20 protein-coding genes and 1 pseudogene are annotated in these 22260 nt (G+C 35.1%); 5 read left to right on the plus strand and 16 right to left on the minus strand.

What is annotated here, in order from left to right; translation table 11 throughout:
- Positions 1–90 precede the first annotated feature (90 nt).
- Both DI487_RS02915 and DI487_RS02920 read left to right on the plus strand, forming a co-directional pair.
- Positions 91–1686, plus strand: coding sequence for a peptide chain release factor 3 (locus DI487_RS02915; protein ID WP_109568327.1), 1596 nt, complete (start codon positions 91–93; stop codon positions 1684–1686).
- Between the two features lie 51 nt (positions 1687–1737).
- Complete coding sequence (locus DI487_RS02920) at positions 1738–1944, plus strand: hypothetical protein (protein ID WP_109568328.1); 207 nt, start codon at positions 1738–1740, stop codon at positions 1942–1944.
- Between the two features lie 35 nt (positions 1945–1979).
- Here DI487_RS02920 and DI487_RS02925 read toward each other — a convergent pair whose 3' ends face one another.
- The 3 genes from DI487_RS02925 to DI487_RS02935 all read right to left on the minus strand — a co-directional run bounded on the left by DI487_RS02925 (position 1980) and on the right by DI487_RS02935 (position 5164).
- Entirely contained in the window at positions 1980–2864 is an 885-nt protein-coding gene (locus tag DI487_RS02925; protein WP_109568329.1) for a bifunctional 5,10-methylenetetrahydrofolate dehydrogenase/5,10-methenyltetrahydrofolate cyclohydrolase, read from the minus strand.
- 61 nt (positions 2865–2925) lie between these two features.
- Positions 2926–4266: a signal recognition particle protein gene (ffh, locus tag DI487_RS02930; RefSeq protein ID WP_109568330.1), complete on the minus strand. Its 1341-nt coding sequence runs from the start codon at positions 4264–4266 to the stop codon at positions 2926–2928.
- A gap of 253 nt (positions 4267–4519) precedes the next feature.
- On the minus strand, positions 4520–5164 hold the full coding sequence (locus DI487_RS02935) for a hypothetical protein (protein ID WP_109568331.1): 645 nt from the start codon (positions 5162–5164) through the stop codon (positions 4520–4522).
- Positions 5165–5380: 216 nt separating this feature from the next.
- Here DI487_RS02935 and DI487_RS02940 point away from each other — a divergent pair, with 216 nt between their 5' ends.
- The 3 genes from DI487_RS02940 to DI487_RS02950 are packed head-to-tail and all read left to right on the plus strand — an operon-like array spanning position 5381 to position 9388.
- Positions 5381–5899 (plus strand): RNA polymerase sigma factor, encoded by a 519-nt coding sequence (locus DI487_RS02940; protein ID WP_109568332.1) that lies wholly within the window; start codon positions 5381–5383, stop codon positions 5897–5899.
- Positions 5900–5954: 55 nt separating this feature from the next.
- Positions 5955–6857: a FecR family protein gene (locus DI487_RS02945; protein ID WP_109568333.1), complete on the plus strand. Its 903-nt coding sequence runs from the start codon at positions 5955–5957 to the stop codon at positions 6855–6857.
- Positions 6857–9388 (plus strand): TonB-dependent receptor plug domain-containing protein, encoded by a 2532-nt coding sequence (locus DI487_RS02950; protein ID WP_109568334.1) that lies wholly within the window; start codon positions 6857–6859, stop codon positions 9386–9388. The genes DI487_RS02945 and DI487_RS02950 overlap by 1 nt, the downstream gene beginning before the upstream one ends.
- A 141-nt stretch (positions 9389–9529) precedes the next feature.
- On the opposite strand, the gene DI487_RS02955 is transcribed toward DI487_RS02950, so the two are convergent.
- From DI487_RS02955 to DI487_RS03010, 13 genes and pseudogenes are all read right to left on the minus strand, one after another.
- Positions 9530–9718, minus strand: a complete 189-nt coding sequence (locus DI487_RS02955) for a YgaP family membrane protein (protein WP_109568335.1) — start codon at positions 9716–9718, stop codon at positions 9530–9532.
- Positions 9719–9723: 5 nt separating this feature from the next.
- Positions 9724–10029: a hypothetical protein gene (locus DI487_RS02960; protein ID WP_109568336.1), complete on the minus strand. Its 306-nt coding sequence runs from the start codon at positions 10027–10029 to the stop codon at positions 9724–9726.
- 53 nt (positions 10030–10082) lie between these two features.
- A pseudogene (locus DI487_RS02965) lies at positions 10083–13279 on the minus strand (efflux RND transporter permease subunit).
- A gap of 78 nt (positions 13280–13357) precedes the next feature.
- Complete coding sequence (locus DI487_RS02970) at positions 13358–14443, minus strand: efflux RND transporter periplasmic adaptor subunit (protein ID WP_109568337.1); 1086 nt, start codon at positions 14441–14443, stop codon at positions 13358–13360.
- A gap of 8 nt (positions 14444–14451) precedes the next feature.
- Positions 14452–15759, minus strand: a complete 1308-nt coding sequence (locus DI487_RS02975; RefSeq protein ID WP_109568338.1) for a TolC family protein — start codon at positions 15757–15759, stop codon at positions 14452–14454.
- 264 nt (positions 15760–16023) lie between these two features.
- Positions 16024–16152 carry a hypothetical protein gene (locus tag DI487_RS16445; protein WP_256475980.1) on the minus strand — a complete coding sequence of 43 codons (129 nt, stop codon included), beginning with the start codon at positions 16150–16152 and terminating at the stop codon, positions 16024–16026.
- 21 nt (positions 16153–16173) lie between these two features.
- Positions 16174–17634 carry an NAD(P)/FAD-dependent oxidoreductase gene (locus DI487_RS02980; RefSeq protein ID WP_109568339.1) on the minus strand — a complete coding sequence of 487 codons (1461 nt, stop codon included), beginning with the start codon at positions 17632–17634 and terminating at the stop codon, positions 16174–16176.
- Positions 17635–17711: 77 nt separating this feature from the next.
- Complete coding sequence (locus DI487_RS02985) at positions 17712–18206, minus strand: DUF2202 domain-containing protein (RefSeq protein ID WP_109568340.1); 495 nt, start codon at positions 18204–18206, stop codon at positions 17712–17714.
- Complete coding sequence (locus DI487_RS02990; protein ID WP_109568341.1) at positions 18190–18792, minus strand: DUF2202 domain-containing protein; 603 nt, start codon at positions 18790–18792, stop codon at positions 18190–18192. The genes DI487_RS02985 and DI487_RS02990 overlap by 17 nt, the downstream gene beginning before the upstream one ends.
- A gap of 142 nt (positions 18793–18934) precedes the next feature.
- The gene (locus tag DI487_RS02995) at positions 18935–19144 is read right to left on the minus strand and encodes a hypothetical protein (RefSeq protein WP_109568342.1); all 210 of its coding nucleotides are present in this window, start codon (positions 19142–19144) and stop codon (positions 18935–18937) included.
- 138 nt (positions 19145–19282) lie between these two features.
- Positions 19283–20404 carry an ABC transporter permease gene (locus DI487_RS03000; RefSeq protein WP_109568343.1) on the minus strand — a complete coding sequence of 374 codons (1122 nt, stop codon included), beginning with the start codon at positions 20402–20404 and terminating at the stop codon, positions 19283–19285.
- A complete protein-coding gene (locus tag DI487_RS03005; protein WP_109568344.1) occupies positions 20404–21510 on the minus strand; it encodes an ABC transporter permease in 1107 nt (368 codons plus the stop codon). Before DI487_RS03005 ends, DI487_RS03000 begins: the two co-directional genes overlap by 1 nt.
- Before the next feature lie 14 nt (positions 21511–21524).
- On the minus strand, positions 21525–22259 hold the full coding sequence (locus DI487_RS03010; protein ID WP_109570587.1) for an ABC transporter ATP-binding protein: 735 nt from the start codon (positions 22257–22259) through the stop codon (positions 21525–21527).
- Position 22260 lies beyond the last annotated feature (1 nt).

The raw sequence follows: 22260 nt of genomic DNA on the forward strand, positions 1-22260 counted from the left end.
AAAAATTATACCCTAAAAGATTTGTTTTGTCGGAAGATTTTAATTCTAAATTAATTGAGTTAATTTTGCACCCGAATTAAAAGAAAGAAAATGAGTTTTAAAGACGAAATTGCAAGAAGAAGAACTTTCGGTATTATATCGCACCCCGATGCCGGTAAAACAACCTTAACCGAAAAGTTATTGTTATTTGGTGGCGCTATTCAGGAAGCGGGAGCCGTAAAGAGCAATAAAATAAAAAAAGGAGCGACTTCCGACTTTATGGAGATTGAGCGCCAGAGAGGTATTTCGGTTGCAACTTCGGTATTAGCTTTTAATTATAAGGATAAAAAGATCAATATTCTTGATACTCCCGGTCACAAAGATTTTGCTGAAGACACCTTTAGAACATTAACTGCTGTAGACAGTGTAATTGTAGTGATCGACGTTGCTAAAGGAGTCGAGGAACAAACCGAAAAATTAGTAGAGGTTTGTAGAATGCGTAATATCCCGATGATTGTTTTCATCAACAAATTAGACCGAGAAGGAAAAGATGCATTTGACCTATTAGACGAAGTAGAACAAAAATTAAAACTTACTGTTACACCTTTGAGTTTTCCTATAGGTATGGGATACGACTTTAAAGGAATTTACAATATCTGGGAGAAGAACATCAATTTATTTACCGGAGACAGTCGTAAAGACATAGAAGAAACTATTGCCTTTGACGATGTAAACAATCCGGAACTGGACAAGATCGTAGGAGAGGAACATGCTGAAAAACTTCGCGAAGAATTAGAGTTAGTCACTGAGATTTACCCTGATTTTGACAGAGAAGCTTATCTTAAAGGTGATTTACAGCCGGTTTTTTTCGGTTCGGCTCTGAATAATTTCGGTGTTCGTGAGCTTTTAGATTGTTTCATAGAGATTGCTCCACAACCCAGACCTAAAGAATCGGATACTCGTTTAGTAAAAGCAGATGAGGAAAAATTCTCCGGTTTTGTATTCAAGATCCATGCTAATATGGATCCGAAGCACCGGGATCGTTTAGCATTCATTAAAATTGTTTCGGGAACTTTTGAAAGAAACAAACCTTACCTGCATGTTCGCCATAACAAAAATTTAAAGTTTGCCAGCCCGAATGCCTTTTTTGCAGAAAAGAAAGAAATTGTAGACGTTTCTTATCCGGGTGATATTGTAGGTTTACACGATACCGGAAACTTTAAAATCGGGGACACACTTACTGAAGGCGAAGTTATGAACTTTAAAGGAATCCCTAGTTTTTCTCCGGAGCATTTCCGTTATATTAACAATGCTGATCCGATGAAATCAAAACAATTAGAAAAGGGAATCGATCAATTGATGGATGAAGGAGTAGCTCAGCTGTTTACACTGGAAATGAACGGGAGAAAGGTTATCGGTACAGTAGGTGCTCTACAGTATGAAGTTATCCAATATCGTTTAGAACATGAGTATGGTGCTAAGTGTAGTTATGAAAATTTTCCGGCATATAAAGCATGTTGGGTAAAACCTGAAGACACTAAAAGTGAAGAATTTGCAGAATTTAAAAGAGTGAAACAAAAGTTCTTAGGCCACGATAAACACGGACAACTGGTGTTTTTAGCGGATAGTGAATTTTCGATTCAGATGACGCAACAAAAATATCCTTCTGTTAAACTTTATTTTACATCTGATTTTTACCAGAATTAATTTTTTTTTGTAAATTGCACTAAACAAAACCCCCAAATTCTAATTTGCAAAATGAAACCTCTTCTTGTAAAGCTCTATGTGAGCTTGTTTGTGTTATTAATCGGATTTGATAGCACTGCACAGTCATCTGGTGTATTAGCAGATGGAGACCCACCTTCTGCCCCAATTGATAATCAAATGATTTGGTTAGCAATTGTAGGTATTGTATTTGCGTTTTACTTTTTTAATCAAAAGAAAGTAATTCTAAACAATAAATAAAAAAAGGAGCTTTAAAAGCTCCTTTTTTTATTATTTTATTTCATTAATTTTCTTCTTTCTCTTGCCAGTAGGGTGTTCTTAAGCAGCATGGCAATCGTCATTGGCCCTACACCTCCGGGAACCGGAGTAATATAAGATGCTTTTTTAGATACATTTTCAAAATCCACATCTCCGGTAATTCGGTATCCTTTTTCAGTAGTTTCATCAGCAACTCTTGTAATACCAACATCTATAACCACAACATCGTCCTTTACCATTTCTGCTTTTAAATAGTTAGGAACACCTAAAGCTGTAATAATAATATCGGCTTGTGTTGTGATTTGATTAATATTTTTAGTGTGACTGTGTGTTAATGTCACCGTTGAATTTCCAGGAAATCCTTTTCTCCCCATCAATATACTCATCGGGCGACCTACAATATGGCTACGACCAATTACTACAGTATGTTTCCCCTGTGTTTCTACATTGTATCGTTCCAGCAATTCTAAGATACCGAAAGGTGTTGCCGGAATAAATGTACTCATATCCAGAGCCATCTTTCCAAAGTTTTCCGGATGGAAACCATCAACATCTTTACTAGGGTCAATTGCCATCAAAACTTTTTGGGTATCAATTTGTTTCGGCAAAGGAAGCTGAACAATAAAGCCGTCTATATCATCATTTTCATTTAGCTCTTTGATCTTTTTTAACAATTCTGTCTCAGAAGTTGTGCTTGGCATTTTTACCAGGGTAGATTCAAAACCTACACGTTCACATGCTTTAACTTTACTTCCTACATAAGTTAAGCTGGCTCCGTCGTTTCCTACTATAACAGCAGCCAGGTGCGGAACCTTTTCTCCGTTTGCTTTCATCATTGCTACTTCCGCAGCAATTTCATTCTTAATATCTTCTGATATTTTTTTACCGTCTAATAATATCATATTGTTGTGTTGTTGATTATTTTGTATAAAAAAAGACGCGAGAAAACACGCGTCTGTTCTTTTATCTCATACCTTTCATTCCTCCTCCCATCATTCGCATCAAATTCTTTCCGGCACCTCCTTGCATCATCTTCATCATTTTACTCATTTGATCGAACTGTTTCATCAACTGATTTACCTGTTCTACTTTAGTTCCGGAACCTTTAGCGATTCTCGTTTTCCGCTTACCGTCAATAATAGCCGGCTTGCTTCTTTCTTCAGGCGTCATTGAGTGAATAATAGCTTCAATATGTTTAAAAGCATCGTCTTCTATTTCAACATCTTTTAGTGCTTTGTTTGCACCGGGAATCATTCCGACCAAATCTTTCATGTTCCCCATTTTTTTGATCTGTTGTATCTGTGTTAAGAAATCGTCAAAACCGAATTCGTTTTTAGCAATTTTCTTTTGAAGTTTACGCGCTTCTTCTTCATTGTATTGTTCCTGTGCGCGTTCTACTAGGGAAACGACATCTCCCATCCCTAAAATACGGTCGGCCATACGGGAAGGATAGAATACATCTATAGCTTCCATTTTTTCACCGGTACCAATGAATTTGATCGGCTTATTTACTACCGATTTAATTGAAATAGCGGCACCACCACGAGTATCACCATCCAACTTGGTTAAAACCACCCCGTCAAAATTCAGACGGTCATTGAAAGCCTTAGCGGTATTAACAGCATCTTGTCCGGTCATTGCATCTACCACAAACAACGTTTCTTGTGGCTGAATCGCTTTATGAACATTAGCAATTTCGTTCATCATTTCTTCATCGACTGCTAAACGTCCTGCTGTATCGACAATAACTACGTTAAAACCGTTTGCTTTAGCATGTTTGATTGCATTTTGAGCAATTTCGACAGGATTTTTATTTTCCGGTTCACTATAAACCTCTACTCCTATTTGCTCACCTACTACATGTAATTGATTGATTGCAGCCGGACGATAAACGTCACAGGCTACTAACAAAGGGTTTTTATTTTTTTTAGTTTTTAAAAAGTTGGCCAACTTCCCTGAGAAAGTCGTTTTACCCGAACCCTGAAGCCCTGACATTAATATAACGGATGGGTTACCAGACAGGTTTACTCCTGCTACATCACCTCCCATTAATTCGGTTAACTCGTCTTTAACGATTTTAACCATTAATTGTCCGGGTTGTAAATTAGTCAATACGTTTTCTCCGATTGCTTTTTCCTTTACTTTGTTTGTAAATTCTTTCGCAATTTTAAAGTTAACATCGGCATCAAGTAGTGCCCGACGAACTTCTTTAAGCGTATCAGCAACGTTTACATCCGTAATTTTTCCGTGCCCTTTTAATATATGGAAAGCTTTGTCTAATTTATCCGTTAAATTATCAAACATGATCTGCTGTAGTTTTAATAAGCCGCAAAGATAAGATAAAGTCTAAAAGTTTCAAAACAGGAAAATTACAAAGTTGAAAATAAAAACAAGGGGGGAGGTTATATATACTCTGATTTAAGAAGTCTACATCAGACACAAAAATTCTTAAATTCACTCCTGTCCGAAAAATTTCAAAAAATAAATCCCGAATACTATAAAGTAATCGGGATTTTTCTAACTAAAAAAACTAATTAATACTTATGATCATTCTTAATTATTCTCCGTCATTGTCATCGTTGTCATTATTTCCATCGCCATCAGGGAATCCGTCACCGTCAGAATCTTCATCACCATCATTTATACCATCATCGTCTGAATCAGTATCTCCGGAATTTGTCCCGTTATGTTGTTCTTCTGAATTTGTTACTCCATCGTGATCAGAATCTTCATCACCGTCATTTATTCCGTCGTGATCAGTATCGTTATCATACGGAGACGTATCTGAATCACTTTCTGTACTATTGGTTAAACCGTCATTATCACTATCTTCATCTCCGTCATTTATTCCGTCCCCATCAGAATCCATATTTAACGGATCTGTTTCACCTTCATCCAGAATACCGTTTCGATTAAAGTCTTCTGTTCCGTCTTTTACACGGTCTCCGTCAGTATCTTTTAGTAACGGGTTTGTTTCTCCTGCATCAATTATTCCGTTTTTATTAAAATCCTCTGTTCCGTCTAAAATACCATCCCCATCAGTATCTGCTACATTCGGATTGGTTCCTAATTTCAATTCCATTGAATTTGTTAGTCCATCACGATCATTATCTGATGTGGAATCATCTGTATCGTCTTTTGAACAAGAAAATAAAGAAATTGATAATACGGCTAGCATTGCAAATTTGTTGATTGTTTTCATAATTTATTCTTTTTAAAATTTTTATTATTTGATGATGAAACAAGCGAAAAACGTATTACCCTACCTCTTTTTTTCATTATTTCATTTTTTTATTGACAAAGCTCAATATTCATTATTTTACACAATCTGTAAAATAGCCTATAGATAAAAACATTTTTAACAAAAACTGAAACACATAAATAAGAAGATAGTATATTTACTAATATTTTTTCTCTAATGAAATCGAAATCAACTACAGATATTTGTAATGAATCTATTTTTTCTGTTTTTTTTGAGAGTCATATAAAAACTCTCAGGAATTTTATATTATATAAATTCGGGAATAGTAACCATGCAGAAGATGTCTCCCAAGAAGCATTCATAAAACTTTGGCAAAATTGTAAAGATGTTCCTTTAGAAAAAGCAAAATCATACATCTATACCATTGCGAATAATAGTTCGCTGAATATCATTGCTCATGAAAAAGTAAAGTTATCCTACATGAAAGATTTTTCGGGATTAGACAAGACAAATCAATCTCCGGAATTCATCTTAGAAGAAAATCAGTTTAAAGATAAATTATTAACGGCTATTGAAAATTTAAACGAAACACAACGTATCGCTTTTTTAATGCACCGAATTGACGGCAAAAAATATAAAGAGATTGCTGAAGAACTTGACATTAGTGTAAAAGCCGTTGAGAAAAGAATCCATTTAGCTTTACTTGAATTAAGAAAGAATATTGATAACCTATAAAAAGTAGGGAAAAACTAAAGAAAGTTGTTATTAAAATAGTTAATACCAAATTGAGATGGATGAAAAATACTATTTAGCCAAATGGCTTAATGATGAATTAGAAGGCGAGGAATTGATTGAATTTGAAAAAAGTCCCGAATTTCATACCTATTTAAAAATTAAGGAATATTCAAATCAGTTAACGGTTCCTGAATTTGACAAAAATGCTATTTATGAAAATATAATGCAACAGCAAAAAGAAAAGCCTAAAATAATTCCGTTACAAAAAAATTGGTTCTTAAAAATTGCTGCTATCCTGATTTTATCTATCGGACTAGGGACTTTTATGTTTCTAAACTTTAGCACAGAAAATCTATTGGCTAAAAACGGTGAGAAAAATAGTTTTGTTTTACCCGATCATTCCAAAGTAATTTTGAACTCGGGTTCTGAAATTTCATATAAAAAATGGAATTGGGATTCAAATCGGAAACTAAATTTAAAGGGTGAAGCCTTTTTTAAGGTTGCCAAAGGAAAAAAGTTTGAAGTTCAGACGGAGTTGGGTAAAGTGACGGTTTTGGGCACTCAATTCAATGTAAAAAACAGAGAAGACCGATTTGAGGTTACATGTTATGAAGGAAAAGTAAGAGTGAATTACAACAACAAAGAACTCCTTTTAACTAAAGGCATGCAGGTAATTTTTGAAAATGACATCCAAACTGATTTATCCGTAACTGTTAAAAAGCCTGATTGGATGAATAATGAAGTATCATTCCATAAAGAAACTTTAATTGCGGTTTTAAATGAAATTGAAAGACAATACAATGTAACTATTGAAAATAAATCGACAAGCGGAGATACAATTTTCACCGGAAAAATACCTACAAACGATCTGGATATTGCTCTAAAAATTGTTTCTACTACTTTTAACTTAAAAGTAATTAAGAAGGCTGAAAGCCTGTTTGTTTTAGAGTCAAATTAATGAGCTTAAGAATTTATATATACAGTATTCTAATTGGATTTACAACGCTTATTTGCACAAGTCAACCCAAAGTTACATCAGTAGTATTACTTAAAAGCATTTTAGAAGATATTGAAAGGGAACACCAGGTCACTTTCAATTATCTGGAAAATACGATAGCTACTATTACACTTTTACCTCCGGAAAGAGAAAGTAGCTTAACCGAAAAATTAAAGTATTTAGAAAAGAACACAAATTTAACTTTTGAAATTATTGATAATGAATTCATTATCATTCATCATTCTAAGAACCATTCCAACCGTTTATTTTGTGGCTACGTCTACGATAAAAGCACTCTCCTTCCTATAGAGAACACACACATTTATTTGGAAGGCAAAATTGTTTCCGTTTCAGACAATCAGGGTTTTTTTGAAGTATCTATCCCTGAAAATGCTATGCTCTTTCTTAGGCACATCAGCTACAAACCTTTAAACACCAGTGTAAATTTAAACGAAAACGATTGTACTGCAATTTACTTAGAACACAATGAATATCAATTAAATGAAATTGTAATAAAAGAGTATTTAACTGCCGGAATATCTAAAGCAAAAGACGGTTCGTTTGTAATCCATCCTAAAGACTTCGGCTTATTACCCGGACTGATTGAAGCTGATGTATTTCAAACAATCCGACAAATCCCGGGTATTTACAGCACTGACGAAAGTGTTTCCAGTATTAACATCAGAGGCGGAACTCATGACCAAAATTTATTTTTATGGAATGGCATTAAATTGTATCAAACCGGTCATCTATTCGGGTTAATTTCAACTATAAACCCTTATTTATCAAATGAAATAAAAATATATAAAAATGGTAGCTCTGCCTTTTATGGCGAAAGCGTTTCCGGTGTTATAGATATTTCGACAACTTCTGAATTATCCGATAAAAAAAATTACAGTTTCGGGTTGAACATGATTAATGCTGACCTTTTCGTTAAACAAAAGATAAATGAAAATAGCTTTATTGAAATTGCCGGAAGAAAATCCATTACTGACTGGCTTAATACTCCAACATTTCAGCAATATTATAATAAAGCTTTTCAGAATAATGCCATTTTAAATTATTCAAATAATGAAAATATTCTCTATTTAGCTGATGAAAAATTCGGCTTCTATGATATCACATTAAAATATTTTAACCAGATTAACTCTAAGAATAAATTGGTTGTCGATTTTATTACTATTAAAGACAATCTGAAAATAACCCAAAAAAACAGTACTTACAACCCCACTATCAGTAACTATAATACTCTATATCAAAAAAATGACGGAATAAATATTTCTTGGATAAAAACATGGAATTCAAACAATTCCTCAAAAATCAATATTTATAATTCGCAATATGAATTAGACGCCCAAAACAGTAATCTCATTCTAAACTCCTCCCTAAAACAAGAAAACTCAATATCAGACTTTGGTCTGAAAATTGAAAACGAGCATCTGCTGAACTCTAAATTTCAATGGTATAGTGGTTATCAGTTTACAAGATTAAAAACAAAAAATCTCGATCAAACGAATACTGATGCAGCTCACGATGAAATAACGGAAAAATTAAATATCCATTCTGTTATTGTTGAGGGAAAATTTGAAGATTCCATTTCAAGAACGAAACTTTCTGTCGGCTTACGAACAAATTATATTGAACAATTTCAAAAGCTTATTGCTGAACCACGATTGCAATTCAATTATGAAATTTATAATTCTTTATTTTTAAATGTTTTAGGTGAATTTAAAAGCCAAAATACGGTTCAAACAATAGAACTGCATAATGATTATTTCGGAATTGAAAAAAGAAGATGGATGCTTAGCAATGACAACGCTATTCCTGTTCAGAGGAGTAAACAAATATCTTTTAACTTAACTTTCAAAAAAAGAAAATGGCTTTTGTCTGCAGAAAGGTTCTATAAAATAGTCAACGGGATTACAACTCCGCAACAGGGGTTTCAAAATCAATTGGAATTCGTCTATGCTATTGGTAAATATAACACCTCTGGTTATGAATTCCTTATTCAGAAAAAAATAAGTAATCTGATAACGTGGTTTAGTTATAGTATCAATGAAAATAAATATGATTTTCCGGATTTACCTCAACCGGTTTTCACTAACAATTTTGAAATTGATCATCTTTTTTCTTTTGCAACAATTTACAATAAAAACAATCTAAAATTTGCCTTCGGAGCTAGTTGGCACTCCGGAAAACCTGAAACCAGTTTATCCAGCGATCAGGTTTCCGGTGATTTAAGCTTAGATTATAACTATCCGAATAATAAATATCTGAATTCTTTTTTTCAAATGGACACATCTGCATCTTATGAATGGAACTCTGAAAACAATATCAAATACAGTGCTGGTTGTTCACTTATTAATATACTGAACAAACAAAATGAAATTAACGAATACTACAAATACTCTCCGGATTACAATACCGTTGAAGAAATAAGAAATTATGCTTTAAGAAGAACCCTTAATGTCAATTTCAGAATAGAATTTTAAACCCAAATATTTCAGACTACTCATAAAAAAAGTAAATATTCAGAGAATAATTCCGAAGATTTTATCCGTTAAAAAAAGAGTTGCCTATAAAATAACAGACAACTCTTTTATACTAAAAACACTTTAATTCCTATGAAAAAATTACTCTTTAATTTTGAAAACTTTTCGAAGAATATCTTCCATTAAACACCATTTGGTTATAGAAGACTGAAGTAAATTGACACCGACAAAAATGGTAAACCAAAACCAATTTTGATTAACATACATCCCCAGTAATACACTGATTATAACAAATGTTCCGGCTATTGCTCTAATTAATCTGTTTATCATAACTTTTAATTTGTTTGTTCTACATTGAGTACTGCCACATGAATATGTGACTTAGCTTCTTGTTTCTCGTTAAACCCATGAATCAAATTCATAAACAAGCTAACATTGTCTTCTGAAACCAGTGCGTAAAACAAAACGGATTCCGTTTCATTCATTTCTGCACCGAACCAGTTGGTTTCTACAGCATCTTCCGTACTATCCCGATACCCTTTTACATCTCTGTAAGAGTAAGAAAGTACTTTTGCCTCTTTCAGAATTTTTTTTATTTCCTTTTCAAATTCTGCAATTGCGGTTATGATGACTAGTTTCATATCTTTTATATTTTTTAAACCTACAAGGCTTTACCAACCTTGCAGGCTATGTTTTATTTATTTTTCTCCCATTTCTTGTGTTCAGTGATGTAGTAGATCAACGGCACAACAAGTAATGTTAATAAAGTGGATACAATTGCACCGGCTACTAATGAAATAGCCAAACCTTGGAAGATCGGGTCAAACAAAATAATAGAAGCTCCGATTACAACTGCTCCGGTTGTCAATAAAATAGGTGTTGTACGAACTGCTCCGGCTTCAACAATTGCCTGTTTGATGGGAATACCGTCATTCAAACGAATTTCAATAAAGTCTATCAACAAGACCGAGTTCCTCACCATAACTCCGGCTAAGGCGATCATACCGATGAAAGATGTTGCCGTAAAGAATGCTCCTAGCAACCAGTGTCCTAATACAATCCCTACTAATGATAACGGAATTGCTACCATCATTACCATCGGGGTTTTGAAATTTTGGAACCATCCTACGATCAGCATGTAGATAATGATAACTACTACAGCAAAGGCCGCTCCCAGATCACGGAATACTTCCAAAGTAATTTGCCATTCTCCATCCCATTTTACAGTAAAATCACTTTCACTTTCCGGTTGATCCATATACAATTCATTTACAGAATAACCTTTGGGCAACTGAATCTTTTGCAATTTCTCATTCATCCCTAAGATGGCATATACCGGACTTTCTAAAGCTCCTGCCATATCTGCCAATACATATACCACACGTTTCTGGTCTTTGCGATAGATTGCTTTTTGTAATGTATCTGCTTTTACCTGAACCAGATCACTCACTGAAACTACATTTCCCTGACTTCCTCTGATCTTTAAGTTTTCAATGTCTTCCAACGATGTTTTTTCAGCATCATCTAATGCCAATACAATACCTACAGGATCCACGGAAGTTTCATCGTATAAATTAGAGACCGGCATTTCACGAAGTAAATAGGTTAGGTTTCCTACTACTTGTTGCGGAGCAATACCATTTAGCATGGCTTTCTCTTTATCTACTTCTAATTTGTATTCTACTTGAGGTGCTTCTACCATCCAGTCTACATCAACTACATCAGAAGTTGTTTCTAAAATGTGTTTCACCTGATTCGCCACCTTAATTTGCTCTTTATAATCCGGTCCGTAAACCTCAGCTACTAAAGTTGATAATACCGGTGGTCCTGGCGGAACTTCTACAATTTTTACATTAGCTCCGTATTTTTTGGCAATTTTTTGCACTTGCGGACGAACTTCTTTAGCAATGTCGTGACTTTGTAAACTTCTGTCTTCTTTGTGCAACAAGTTCACCTGAATATCAGCCATATTACTTCCGCCACGCATATCATAGTGACGTACCAAACCGTTAAATGTGATCGGAGAGGAGGCTCCTACATAATTCTGATAATCCACTACTTCGGGTACGGTCGATAAATATTGCGCTATTTCTTTAGTTACCGCAGCTGTTCTTTCTAAAGTTGTTCCTTCCGGCATATCAATTACTACCTGGAATTCATTCTTATTATCAAAAGGTAACATTTTTACAGCTACTGATTTCGTAAAGAACATCGCCACAGAACCTAACAATAAGAAAACAGTAATAGCAAACATTAAATTTCTTTTCGCAGAACTATCCAATAAAGGTTGCTCTAACTTCTTGTAGATTTTGTAAATCCAACTCGTCTCTAAGCCTTGCTCTTCTTTGTGCTCCTGCTCGTCTTTTTCCTGCAACAAATGGTATCCTAGATACGGGGTAATCGTTAAAGCTACAAACAATGACAACATCATAGCAATAGATGCTCCGATCGGCATCGGACTCATATAAGGTCCCATCATACCGCTTACGAAAGCCATCGGTAAAATAGCCGCGATAACGGTAAATGTTGCTAAAATGGTTGGGTTACCTACCTCATTAATCGCATAAATTGCGGCTTGCTTAAACGGCAATCGTTTCATTTTAAAATGCCTGTGCATATTTTCGGCAATAATGATACTATCATCCACAACAATACCTACAACGAATACAAGGGCAAAAAGGGTAATTCGGTTTAAGGTGTAACCCAGCATATAGTAGCTGAACAAAGTCAAGGCAAACGTTAGAGGAACAGAAAAGAACACTACTAATCCGCCTCTCCAGCCCATAGCTAACATTACCAGAATGGTTACGGCTAAAATAGCTACACCTAAGTGCATTAACAACTCCCCTACTTTGTGAGAAGCAGTTTCACCGTAATTACGGGTAATTTCAACATGAACATCATTTGGGATCAAGGTTTTCTTCAATTCTTCCACATGATTCAATATCTTTTCTGATATCTTCATTGCGTCGGCACCTTTTACTTTTGCTACAGAAATAGTTACCGCCGGATATTCTGATTGATTCTCTTTAAATTTTTCATTGGCTTTACCGTAACCAAACGAAACATAGTTCTTAGCTGTTTGCGGTCCGTCTTGTATAGAAGCCACTTGTTTTAGGTACACCGGCATATTTTTATTTACCCCAACTACTAAATTCTCTACGTCTTCTGTATTGGCTAAGAACTTACCTGTAGTCACTAAATATTCCTGATCGTTACGAACAAAACTTCCGGATTGAGAACTTCCGTTATTCGCTTTAATCATTTGCATAATGCTTAAAGCATCCACACCGTTTTCAGCCATTTTGTCTTTATCCAAAATAACTTTCAACTCCCGTGTTCTACCACCAATCTCTTTGGTAATAGCTACGTCTTTTACTTTTTCGATCTCGTCAGTTACCTGTTCCGCAATTCTGCGCAATTCGAAATCATTGTAGTGCTCGCTCCACAAGGTTAATCCCAACATAGGTACATCGTCAATCGAACGGGTTTTTACTACGGGTTGCATTACCCCTTCCGGAAACATATCGCGATGTTTCATTAATTCATCATACAGTTTAACGTATGAATCCTCACTATTTTCTCCTACATAGAACTGAACCACCATCATAGAATAGCCGTTAAAAGCCATACTGTGAATGTGCTCTACTCCTTTAATATTACTGATTACTTTTTCCAGTGGTTTTACCACACGGCTCTCCACTTCACTCGGGCTTGCCCCGGATACACCACCATTACATCGGCCATCGGGACATTAATTTGCGGTTCTTCTTCTCTAGGAATCAAGAACGAACTGTAGACACCAATAATCATTAACCCTACCATTAAAAGAATGGTCAACTTAGAGTTGATGAAAAAATTGGCTATTTTACCTGAAATACCTTCTTGCATAATTTTTACAATTTGATGATTTGAAAATTAGATAATTTGAAAATTGATAATTCATCTTCAAATTTTCAAATTGACTCATTATTTAATTTGAACTTTAGCTCCATTAAACAATTTTCCTTCAGCAGAAACAATGTATTGTTCTTTACCGTTTAAACCCGATAAAACTTCTACCTGATCTCCAAAGTTTTTTCCTAAACGCAACCATCTCAACACGGCTACATTACCACTTCCTACCGTATAAACTCCGGTTAATTGTCCTTGTTTAACTAAAGCACTTTGCGGAATCAGAACCACATCAGATACTTCTTGCTGTGTTGCTGTTCTCTCTATCGGAAACTGAACATTTACAAACATTCCCGATAAAATTTTAACATCCGCTTTATCTAAATCGATCTTCACTAAATATTGTCCACCGGTATTTTTAGCTGATAAGCTCACTTCTGATACTTTACCTGTTAGCTGCTGGTTTAATGATTTTACCAAAACATTCACTTTCATACCTTCTTTGATCAAAGTAATATCACTCTCAGAAACCATGGCAGTTACTTGTAATTTTTTAGCTCCTTCTACACTTACTAAAGGCATTCCCGGATTTGCCATATCTCCTTCTTTCACAAACGTGTTGGTTACTACACCATCAAAAGGAGCGGAAATATTAGCATAAGCAAACTGAGCATTTACTTCGTTACGCATTTGTTTTGCCGCTTCTAAACCGGCTTTTGCCATTTCGTAACGAGCTGTCATATCATCCAGCTCTTTTTGTGAAGCACTTTGTTGTGCAAATAAATTCACAAAGCGATCGTAATCTTTCTTCGCATTGTTATAAGCAGCTTGTGCTTGGATAATAGAAGCTTCCACTTGTGCTTTTTTAGCCTGAAGATCTGTATTGTTTACGCTAATTAACAATTGTCCCTTACGTACTTTTTGACCTACTTTAACATTTAATTTAGTCACATAGCCCATCATTCGGGTACTAAGATTTGCACTGTTTTCCGCTTCAATCTTACCACTTGCCGAAACATAAGTTCCTTCTTCAGTCTCAGCCGTTCCGGCTACTTTTACAGCAACCGGCTTTAGCTCAGCTACTTTTTCTCTATTATCGCCACCACATGCTACAAACAACATAGTAGACAATACAACTATAGGGATAACTATTTTTTTCATTTTAATTATTATTGGGTTAAGAATTGTAAATATTGTTTAGTGAAATTATATTCAAAAACAGCTTGTAAAAACTCCAGTTCTTTTTTAGCTTTCTGGGTTTCTGCCATTAATAGATCCGTTGTTTTTTCCAAACCTTGTTCAAAACGGTTTTTACGGATTCTGAAAGATTCTTCTGCTTGTTCAAAAGCTAATTTGGATAAATTAACTTTGTTCTCAGCATCTGCCAATTGACGATTGGTTTTGTTTAACTCAAGCTGGCTTTGCTTTTTATATTGCTCTGCTTCTGTTTGTGCTTTATGGAAATCGGCTTTTGCTTTTTGGGTTTTCCCGATGTTTTTATAACCGTCAAAAATATTCCATGATAATTGCGCTCCTATTAAATACCCTTTAGCAGATGTTCCGAATAGTTTATCATCATATAACTGGTAATTTCCAAAAGCATTTAATCGCGGTAAGAATCCCATTTTGGCAGACTGGAACATTTTTTTATATGCTGCCGCCGATTCGTCCATTGCCTGAATATCTTTTCTGTTTTCAGGAAGAGCTGTTACCGGAATTTCTACTGTAATTTCGTTCTCTAATTCCTCATAAGGTTTATATACTTTTCCTTTCATATCTTCATTCAACAAAAACGCTAAATAATCAGAAGCATTTTGCACATTACTTTTTGCGTATTGCAATTGGTTAGCTACTTCATTCACCCGCACCTGAACATCCAGTACATCTGTTTTTTGTAACATTCCGTTCTTAAAGTAGTTTTCTACCATTTTAAGATTACCCTGTGCCGTTTCATTCGCTTTTTCTAAAACTGTCACAGCTTTATAAGCCAATTGTAGTTGCATATAAGCTTTAGACACTTCTAATTGTAAGTATTCTTTAGTTCGTTCGGTTTGTAAACCGTAAGCATTCATTTTAGCTTTTGCGGCCTGACGTCCATAGATTCCGTCCATATTAAAGATCGGCTGTTGTACTTCGATCATGGTTGCAAAATTTTCAATATGTTCAGGATCATTTAGTAAAGCCGGATTAAAATCGGCTTGTGTTAAAATTTCCTGATTTAATTTGGAACCAAAAGCCATCAACGGATTCGTTGTCGAAATTGCCGTATGAGAAGCTGAAATATTAGGTAAGAACAAAGCGTTTGATTGTCGGTAATCGGCTTGTGCTGATTTAAAAGCTTCTTCTGCAATTTTTATCTGCAAGTTCTTCTCGTTTATCTTCTCAAGCACTTCTTCTTTCTTAACTGAAAGGGTATCTTGTGCCCAAAAGATATTGGAGAAAAGCGTTAATCCTAACGCAATGATACTTTTTTTCATTTGTTTCTTTTTTAGTATTTGTTAATCGGGCTGAGAGACATATCTTTTAACAGACAATTATAAATCAATACTTTAAAAATGATATGTTTCTTGCTTTTAACTTAATTTTATAGCAAATTTAGACTGCAACGGCTGCACAATCAGTAACAAGAGTTACATTGCTATGCAACATTTATCACAAAATAGAGAAAGCACCTCCTGAGAGATGCTTCCTTTACTAACCAATAAAACTAAAAACAATCATCAACATCGTCGATGAATTTCTTATCGCGTACCACCATGCCCTCCGGCAACAATCTTTAAAATTCTGATGTTTAGATACAAAAATTTAAAAAACTGTATAATAGGGTTCTGCATTTTACGCTTTTGAGATTTTGATATTCTTTGTGCCATTTTTCTTTCTGTTTTAATTTATTATTCCGGAATCAACCACCAAAACGGACGCATTTTTGCTTTCCAAATAAAGGCATAATGCAAAGCTAATTTTACCCAGTGTCCTGCCAAACCTATATCCCCAAAGGTTTTATTGATATCTCTACCTTGTGTATCCGGATATTTTTTATAATCGGGCACAATAGGATATGTTGTTATGCTGACTCCGCTACCTTGTGTTAATCCATAACCTGCCGAAGCAATACAAGCAGCTCCCATATTACCCATTGATCCTTTGTGGTGCAGGGATTCTTTTCCTGCTTTTATACTGTCAATAATGTTGTCAGCTACTAATTTTGCGGTAATACCTGACGGCATTCCTGTTCGTGGCGGTGCCGGAAAAATGTCTGTTCCGTTTTTACTTTTGCGCGGTTTTGAAATAGTATGTGGCGGCGCAAAGGCTATACCCGGTGCAAAAATATTTTTATAAGAAGGATTCTGATACGTTTCCGGCCAATCCTGAACTGTCCATTCTTCGTATGGTTTCGGAGTATAATCGGCATCTACGATCATAAATCCTTTGAACAACTTATCGGTTATATCCTGATTATTCTTGTCGTAAGCTTTAAAACCATGTCCTGAAAAGGCAGGAATAAGCATGGCGAAATCAAACTCTTCAGATTTGTATTCTCCTTCTAAATTTTCATAATATGCTTTCCCTTTTTCAATTTTATTCACTCCGGCTCCTAAAATCCATTTGATATCTCGGTCTTCAAAGACCATTTCGACCATATCCGAAGATTTCATATTGAAACCGTTGTAATCCAGCAACATTCCGTCCATACCGAAATCTCCTAATTCATATTCATTAGAGATCCAAGTAATATCGGCTTTATCCCGAACTCCGAACTTTTGCAGTTCTTTTTCTACATTCAGTATGTACTCAAACGCTGCTCCTTGACAGGTTGCCTTCGGATGTCCGGTTCCAATTAATATCTTAGCTTTTTTATCAGATTTTTTCAATTCATTAATCAGCTTGTGTAAAGCCTCAGAAGCATGTGTAGCATGATCGTAAGTACAAACGGAATACACGTTGTTTGTTCCCGGTTGTAAGCCTTCAGTCAAATCAAAAGCTAATTTGGGTCCGGTTGCATTGACCAAATAATCGTAGGTCACTTTTTCCTGTTTTCCCTGATTTTCACCAAAAACACCCTCTACCAATATATAAGGCTTCGGTTCCTGTGCATCTCCTTCCGGATGGAAAGAGACCGCTTTAGCTTGTTTGTATCCTATTCCTTTTCTTTTATACAATGGTTCTAAGGGAAAAATTACATCTTTCGGTTTCATTCTTCCGATTCCTACCCAAATATTGGAAGGAACCCATTGGTAATTTCTATTAGGAGAAACTACCAATACTTCGTGTTGTTTCCCTAACTTTCTTCTTAAATGTGCTGCTGCAGTATGTCCTGCAATTCCCGCACCTAGTATGACTATCTTGGACATTATGATTAGTTTTGTTATGTCAAAATTATTCTAACGGCTTCTGTCTTACAGCAACAATTGTTACACACTTAACTAAATCAGAATCGGTTAGCGTTTCTCTTAAAAGCAGCCAGATGATTTTTTGAGGCAAAAAGGAGTGATTCTAAAATCTGCTTTTCATACGCAGGGATTTCTGCTTTTAAAAGAAGTTCGAGGTCAGCTATATCTGTTTCTTCAATAATTCGTCCTACTTCAATAGCTTCTTTAGGTGATTGCAATCCTTGTGCTAAAAGTCTATCGTACAACTTTTGCAAAGTTTGATTATGGAATTTTCCTCTTTCAGAAAATAATTCAAATGCTATTTGTTTTGTCTGAACTATCACTTCTACACTTTCCATGTGACGGCTTTCACTTTGCTTGATATTATGAAAAATCCGTAAATCCCATTTCTCACCCAAAGCATCGTAAATATCATGGGCTAATTTTTCTTCCTCCCACAGGTAACGGTAATCTATGGCAGAAGATTCCTGTGCTGCTATCATTTGGATTCCAAATAAAAAGGTCACTGCTATTATTTTAATTACATTGTTCATGAGGTGACGTGATTATAGTATTATATTCTTCCTGTGTTAAATATTGAGGAGTATATGTTTCCCCCAGATTATCCAGAGCAGAAACAAAACTTCTTAAATGATTGCGGGAACCGCATTGTAAACTTTCGTAAACATTCAGTACGGCAGAATTGTTTATAAGTAAAGATTCTTCTTGCAGATCAACTATATCCAGATCTTCAATAGTTGCTCCTATTGTTAAAGCTGCCACTTGATTAGCTTGTCCGTCTATTACAAATTGATCATACAAATCTTGTAAGTTCTGGTTATTGAATTGTCCTTCCGGTAAGATTGTATAAGAAATATTATAACGATCTAATTGCTGTGCAATAGCATCCATGTGACTTTGCTCACTTTGTTTAATATTTTCAAATTCAGTTAAACTCCAAAGGTCATCTAAATACCGATAAGTATCACGAGCTAATTTTTCTTCTTCCAGCATAAAAAGCAAACTATTTTGTTCAGTAACTGTCAATGGCTCATAATTGTTGTTATCATCGTTATCACTACAGCCGGATAGAACGAGTACTAACAAAATAAATCCTGTTTTTAATAGAGTGGTTCTCATAGCATTTCAATTAAGTTATTCCCAAATTTAGTACTTAAAAAGAAGTTTTACCGTAACAAAAGATACAGATAATCAAAACCTTAACTCCATAAAAAAAAGGGTTACGTTTCCGTAACCCTTTTACTTTTAAACAAAATTCAAATTATTTTTTGTCTTCCGCTTTTTTAGATGCGCAACATCCTGCTTTTTTCTCACTACCGCAAGATGCTTTCTTATCTTTATCACAAGATTTTTTATCTGCACAACACGATTTTTCTGTTTTAGCTTTCTTCTCTTGTTTAGGCTCTTGAGCATTTACATTTAAAGCTAATACGAACGCTGCTAAAGCGACCATTGAAACCAACTTTTTCATTTTCTTAATTTTTAATTTTATAACTACTTTTCTTTAAACTTAGGAAGCAAATATAGAAATTTCTACTAATTATACTTCACTTTTATTATTTTTTTATGATTTTCTCCAACAGGTATCTGCAAAGCGAAGCAAAAATGGTTAATTTACCTTTTTATAACTCAAAACTGACAAAACATTCACCACAAAAGCATACGATACAATAACGACTAAATGCAATTGTATTTCTTTTAATCCTGCTCCTTTGAGCATGACCATTCGGATCATTTCAACAAAATAGCGTATCGGATTTAACAGGGTTAGTTTTTGCGCCCAAACCGGCATGCTGTCTATCGGTGTAAATAAACCGCTCATTAAAATAAAAATCACCATAAAGAACCAAGCAACAAACATGGCTTGTTGTTGTGTCTGAGCATTGTTAGAAATAAACAATCCCAATCCCAAAACCAAGAACAAATATAATGCCGTAAACAAATATACTAAAGCAATATTCCCAACAATAGGAACATTGAAGACCAATTTAGCAATTAGCAAGCCTATAGTAAGTACAACTAACCCGATTACCCAGAACGGAAAAAGTTTACCTATAATGAATTGGTATTTTTTAATGGGAGTAACATTGATCTGTTCTAATGTTCCTATTTCCTTTTCTCTTACAATGTTCATGGCAGACAAGAACAAAGTAAGCATTGTAACAAGTAATACCAAGATACCCGGAACCATATATGTTTTGTAATTCAGTGTTTTGTTGTACCAAAAAGAAGGTATGGGCTCAACGCTTAGCAATGTGTACTGGTTCCCTGACTGATGAAATGTACTCATTAAAATATTTTGACTAAAACTGCGGATCACTTCTGTTATATACACATTCTCCACTCCGGCAGTAGCTCCGTCAATTGCATTGATCCGTACCGGTATATGTACCAGATTATCTTTCATTAAATTTTGCTCAAACTGATACGGAAATTCTAAGATCACATCTATAGTTCCTTCCTGCATTGCAATATCAGCTTGTTTGGCTGTCTGCATTTCTGAGGTTACGTTGAAATAAGGAGAAGCACTGAACTTTGACTGTAACTCTCTCGACATTTTTGAATGGTCATGATCTACAATAGCGATCTTAATATTCTTAATGTCAAAACTAGCTGCATTCGACAAAATAAGCAATTGCATAACCGGCATTACGATAAGTAAAGGTAACATTCCTTTATTTCTAAAGATCTGTTTAAATTCTTTCTGTATGATATATAATAACAGTCGCATTATTCTAATCTGATTTTATATTTCTTTACACTTAACAAAATAAAGAACGATGTCATTCCGAACAGGATCAACGTTTCTTTCCAAATTATAGCGAACGAAGCTCCTTTTAACATAATTGCTTTTATAATTATGATGAACCACTTAGCCGGAATAATGTTACTCATAATTTGCATGGGCAACGGCATACTGGCTATAGGAAAAATAAATCCGGACAAGATAATAACCGGTAACATTAATCCCATCATAGAAATCAGCATAGCTGTTTGTTGAGATTGTGCAATAGTCGAGATCAAAATACCTAAAGACAATGCGGTTACAATAAACAAAATACTTTCTGCTGCTAAAAGCAATAAGCTTCCTTTGACAGGCATTCCAAAAACAAAAACACCAAGCGAAACAATGACTATAGCGTTAATCACAGATAAAAACACATACGGAAATACCTTTCCCAAGATCACCTGAAACGGATGCAAGGGAGAAACCAACAATACTTCCATTGTGCCGATCTCTTTTTCACGAGCGATGGAGATGGAAGTCATCATAGCAGAAACTAACATTAAGATCACAGTCATTACTCCCGGAACGAAAGTATACACACTTCGCATATCCGGATTGTACAGAAATCGGGAATCTAACACAATACCGGAAGGTTTTGTTTGCCCATCACTTTCTTCCCTAACATAATTTTGAATGATGGCATTAGCATAGTTTGTGGCTGTATTAGCTACATTAGGGTCAGTAGCATCAGAGATGATCTGTATTTCCGGCTGGTCCTGATTGGCTAATTTTTGCCCGAAATCTTTTTCAAATACTAATACTAACTTTATTTTACCTCTTTTGAACACCGATTCTATTTCTGTATCGGATTGTAATTTTTGTTCGATATTGAAATAACGTGAAGCATCAATTTTTGAGATCAATTGTTTTGTTTCAACATCATTGGATTTATCTAAGATAGCGATATTCACATTATTAATTTCGTTCGTAATAGCAAAGCCAAATAACATAATCTGAATAACCGGCATCCCGAACAAAATAAACATGGAGCGTTTATCTCTGAATATATGATAAAATTCTTTTTTAACAAAGCCTAAAAAACGTTTCATAGATACACCATTTGTTATTCGACATTTCGAGCCAATTTTAAAAAAACCTCGTTCATTCCGGAAACTTTAAACTGCTCTTTGAGCTTTTTCGGAGTGTCCAAAGCTTCAATTTTTCCGTCCACCATAATAGACACTCTGGTGCAATATTCAGCTTCGTCCATGTAGTGTGTCGTTACAAAAATAGTGGTTCCGTTATGGGCTTCTTCGTCAATCATTTCCCAAAATTGTCTGCGGGTTATAGGATCTACTCCCCCGGTGGGTTCGTCCAGAAAAACAATTTTAGGTTCGTGTAACAAAGCCACTGAGAAAGCCAGTTTTTGTTTCCATCCCAAAGGCAATTGCCCTACTCTTTCGTCTGCCACGTTTTCCATATCCAGTCTTTTAATCAGTTCAACTGTTTTCTCCTGAATGAGTTTTGGTTTTAAGCCGTATATCCCACCGAAAAAACGAATATTTTCTTTAATAGTCAGATCGTCATACAGCGAAAATCGCTGGCTCATGTAGCCAATATTTTTCTTTACTTCATTAGCATCCTTAGCTACATTAAATCCTGCTACGACCGCAGTCCCGGAAGTTGGTCTTGAAATTCCGATCAACATTTTCATGGCTGTAGTTTTTCCGGCTCCGTTAGCACCTAAGAAACCGAATATCTCTCCTTTTTTCACTTCAAAAGAGATTCCTTTCACAGCTGTAAAATCACCGAATTGCTTGGTTAGATTTTCGACCTGAATGATAGTATCTTGTTCCATA

Source organism: Flavobacterium sediminis, from assembly GCF_003148385.1.
GTDB classification, from domain to species: domain Bacteria; phylum Bacteroidota; class Bacteroidia; order Flavobacteriales; family Flavobacteriaceae; genus Flavobacterium; species Flavobacterium sediminis.

What these genes read in the sequence shown, in the direction of transcription:
- DI487_RS02915 (WP_109568327.1), top strand. Translation starts at nt 91, where the DNA reads ATGAGTTTTAAAGACGAAATTGCAAGAAGAAGAACTTTCGGTATTATA.
- DI487_RS02920 (WP_109568328.1), top strand. Translation starts at nt 1,738, where the DNA reads ATGAAACCTCTTCTTGTAAAGCTCTATGTGAGCTTGTTTGTGTTATTA.
- DI487_RS02925 (WP_109568329.1), bottom strand. Translation starts at nt 2,864, where the DNA reads ATGATATTATTAGACGGTAAAAAAATATCAGAAGATATTAAGAATGAA.
- ffh (WP_109568330.1), bottom strand. Translation starts at nt 4,266, where the DNA reads ATGTTTGATAATTTAACGGATAAATTAGACAAAGCTTTCCATATATTA.
- DI487_RS02935 (WP_109568331.1), bottom strand. Translation starts at nt 5,164, where the DNA reads ATGAAAACAATCAACAAATTTGCAATGCTAGCCGTATTATCAATTTCT.
- DI487_RS02940 (WP_109568332.1), top strand. Translation starts at nt 5,381, where the DNA reads ATGAAATCGAAATCAACTACAGATATTTGTAATGAATCTATTTTTTCT.
- DI487_RS02945 (WP_109568333.1), top strand. Translation starts at nt 5,955, where the DNA reads ATGGATGAAAAATACTATTTAGCCAAATGGCTTAATGATGAATTAGAA.
- DI487_RS02950 (WP_109568334.1), top strand. Translation starts at nt 6,857, where the DNA reads ATGAGCTTAAGAATTTATATATACAGTATTCTAATTGGATTTACAACG.
- DI487_RS02955 (WP_109568335.1), bottom strand. Translation starts at nt 9,718, where the DNA reads ATGATAAACAGATTAATTAGAGCAATAGCCGGAACATTTGTTATAATC.
- DI487_RS02960 (WP_109568336.1), bottom strand. Translation starts at nt 10,029, where the DNA reads ATGAAACTAGTCATCATAACCGCAATTGCAGAATTTGAAAAGGAAATA.
- DI487_RS02970 (WP_109568337.1), bottom strand. Translation starts at nt 14,443, where the DNA reads ATGAAAAAAATAGTTATCCCTATAGTTGTATTGTCTACTATGTTGTTT.
- DI487_RS02975 (WP_109568338.1), bottom strand. Translation starts at nt 15,759, where the DNA reads ATGAAAAAAAGTATCATTGCGTTAGGATTAACGCTTTTCTCCAATATC.
- DI487_RS16445 (WP_256475980.1), bottom strand. Translation starts at nt 16,152, where the DNA reads ATGGCACAAAGAATATCAAAATCTCAAAAGCGTAAAATGCAGAACCCT.
- DI487_RS02980 (WP_109568339.1), bottom strand. Translation starts at nt 17,634, where the DNA reads ATGTCCAAGATAGTCATACTAGGTGCGGGAATTGCAGGACATACTGCA.
- DI487_RS02985 (WP_109568340.1), bottom strand. Translation starts at nt 18,206, where the DNA reads ATGAACAATGTAATTAAAATAATAGCAGTGACCTTTTTATTTGGAATC.
- DI487_RS02990 (WP_109568341.1), bottom strand. Translation starts at nt 18,792, where the DNA reads ATGAGAACCACTCTATTAAAAACAGGATTTATTTTGTTAGTACTCGTT.
- DI487_RS02995 (WP_109568342.1), bottom strand. Translation starts at nt 19,144, where the DNA reads ATGAAAAAGTTGGTTTCAATGGTCGCTTTAGCAGCGTTCGTATTAGCT.
- DI487_RS03000 (WP_109568343.1), bottom strand. Translation starts at nt 20,404, where the DNA reads ATGCGACTGTTATTATATATCATACAGAAAGAATTTAAACAGATCTTT.
- DI487_RS03005 (WP_109568344.1), bottom strand. Translation starts at nt 21,510, where the DNA reads ATGAAACGTTTTTTAGGCTTTGTTAAAAAAGAATTTTATCATATATTC.
- DI487_RS03010 (WP_109570587.1), bottom strand. Translation starts at nt 22,259, where the DNA reads ATGGAACAAGATACTATCATTCAGGTCGAAAATCTAACCAAGCAATTC.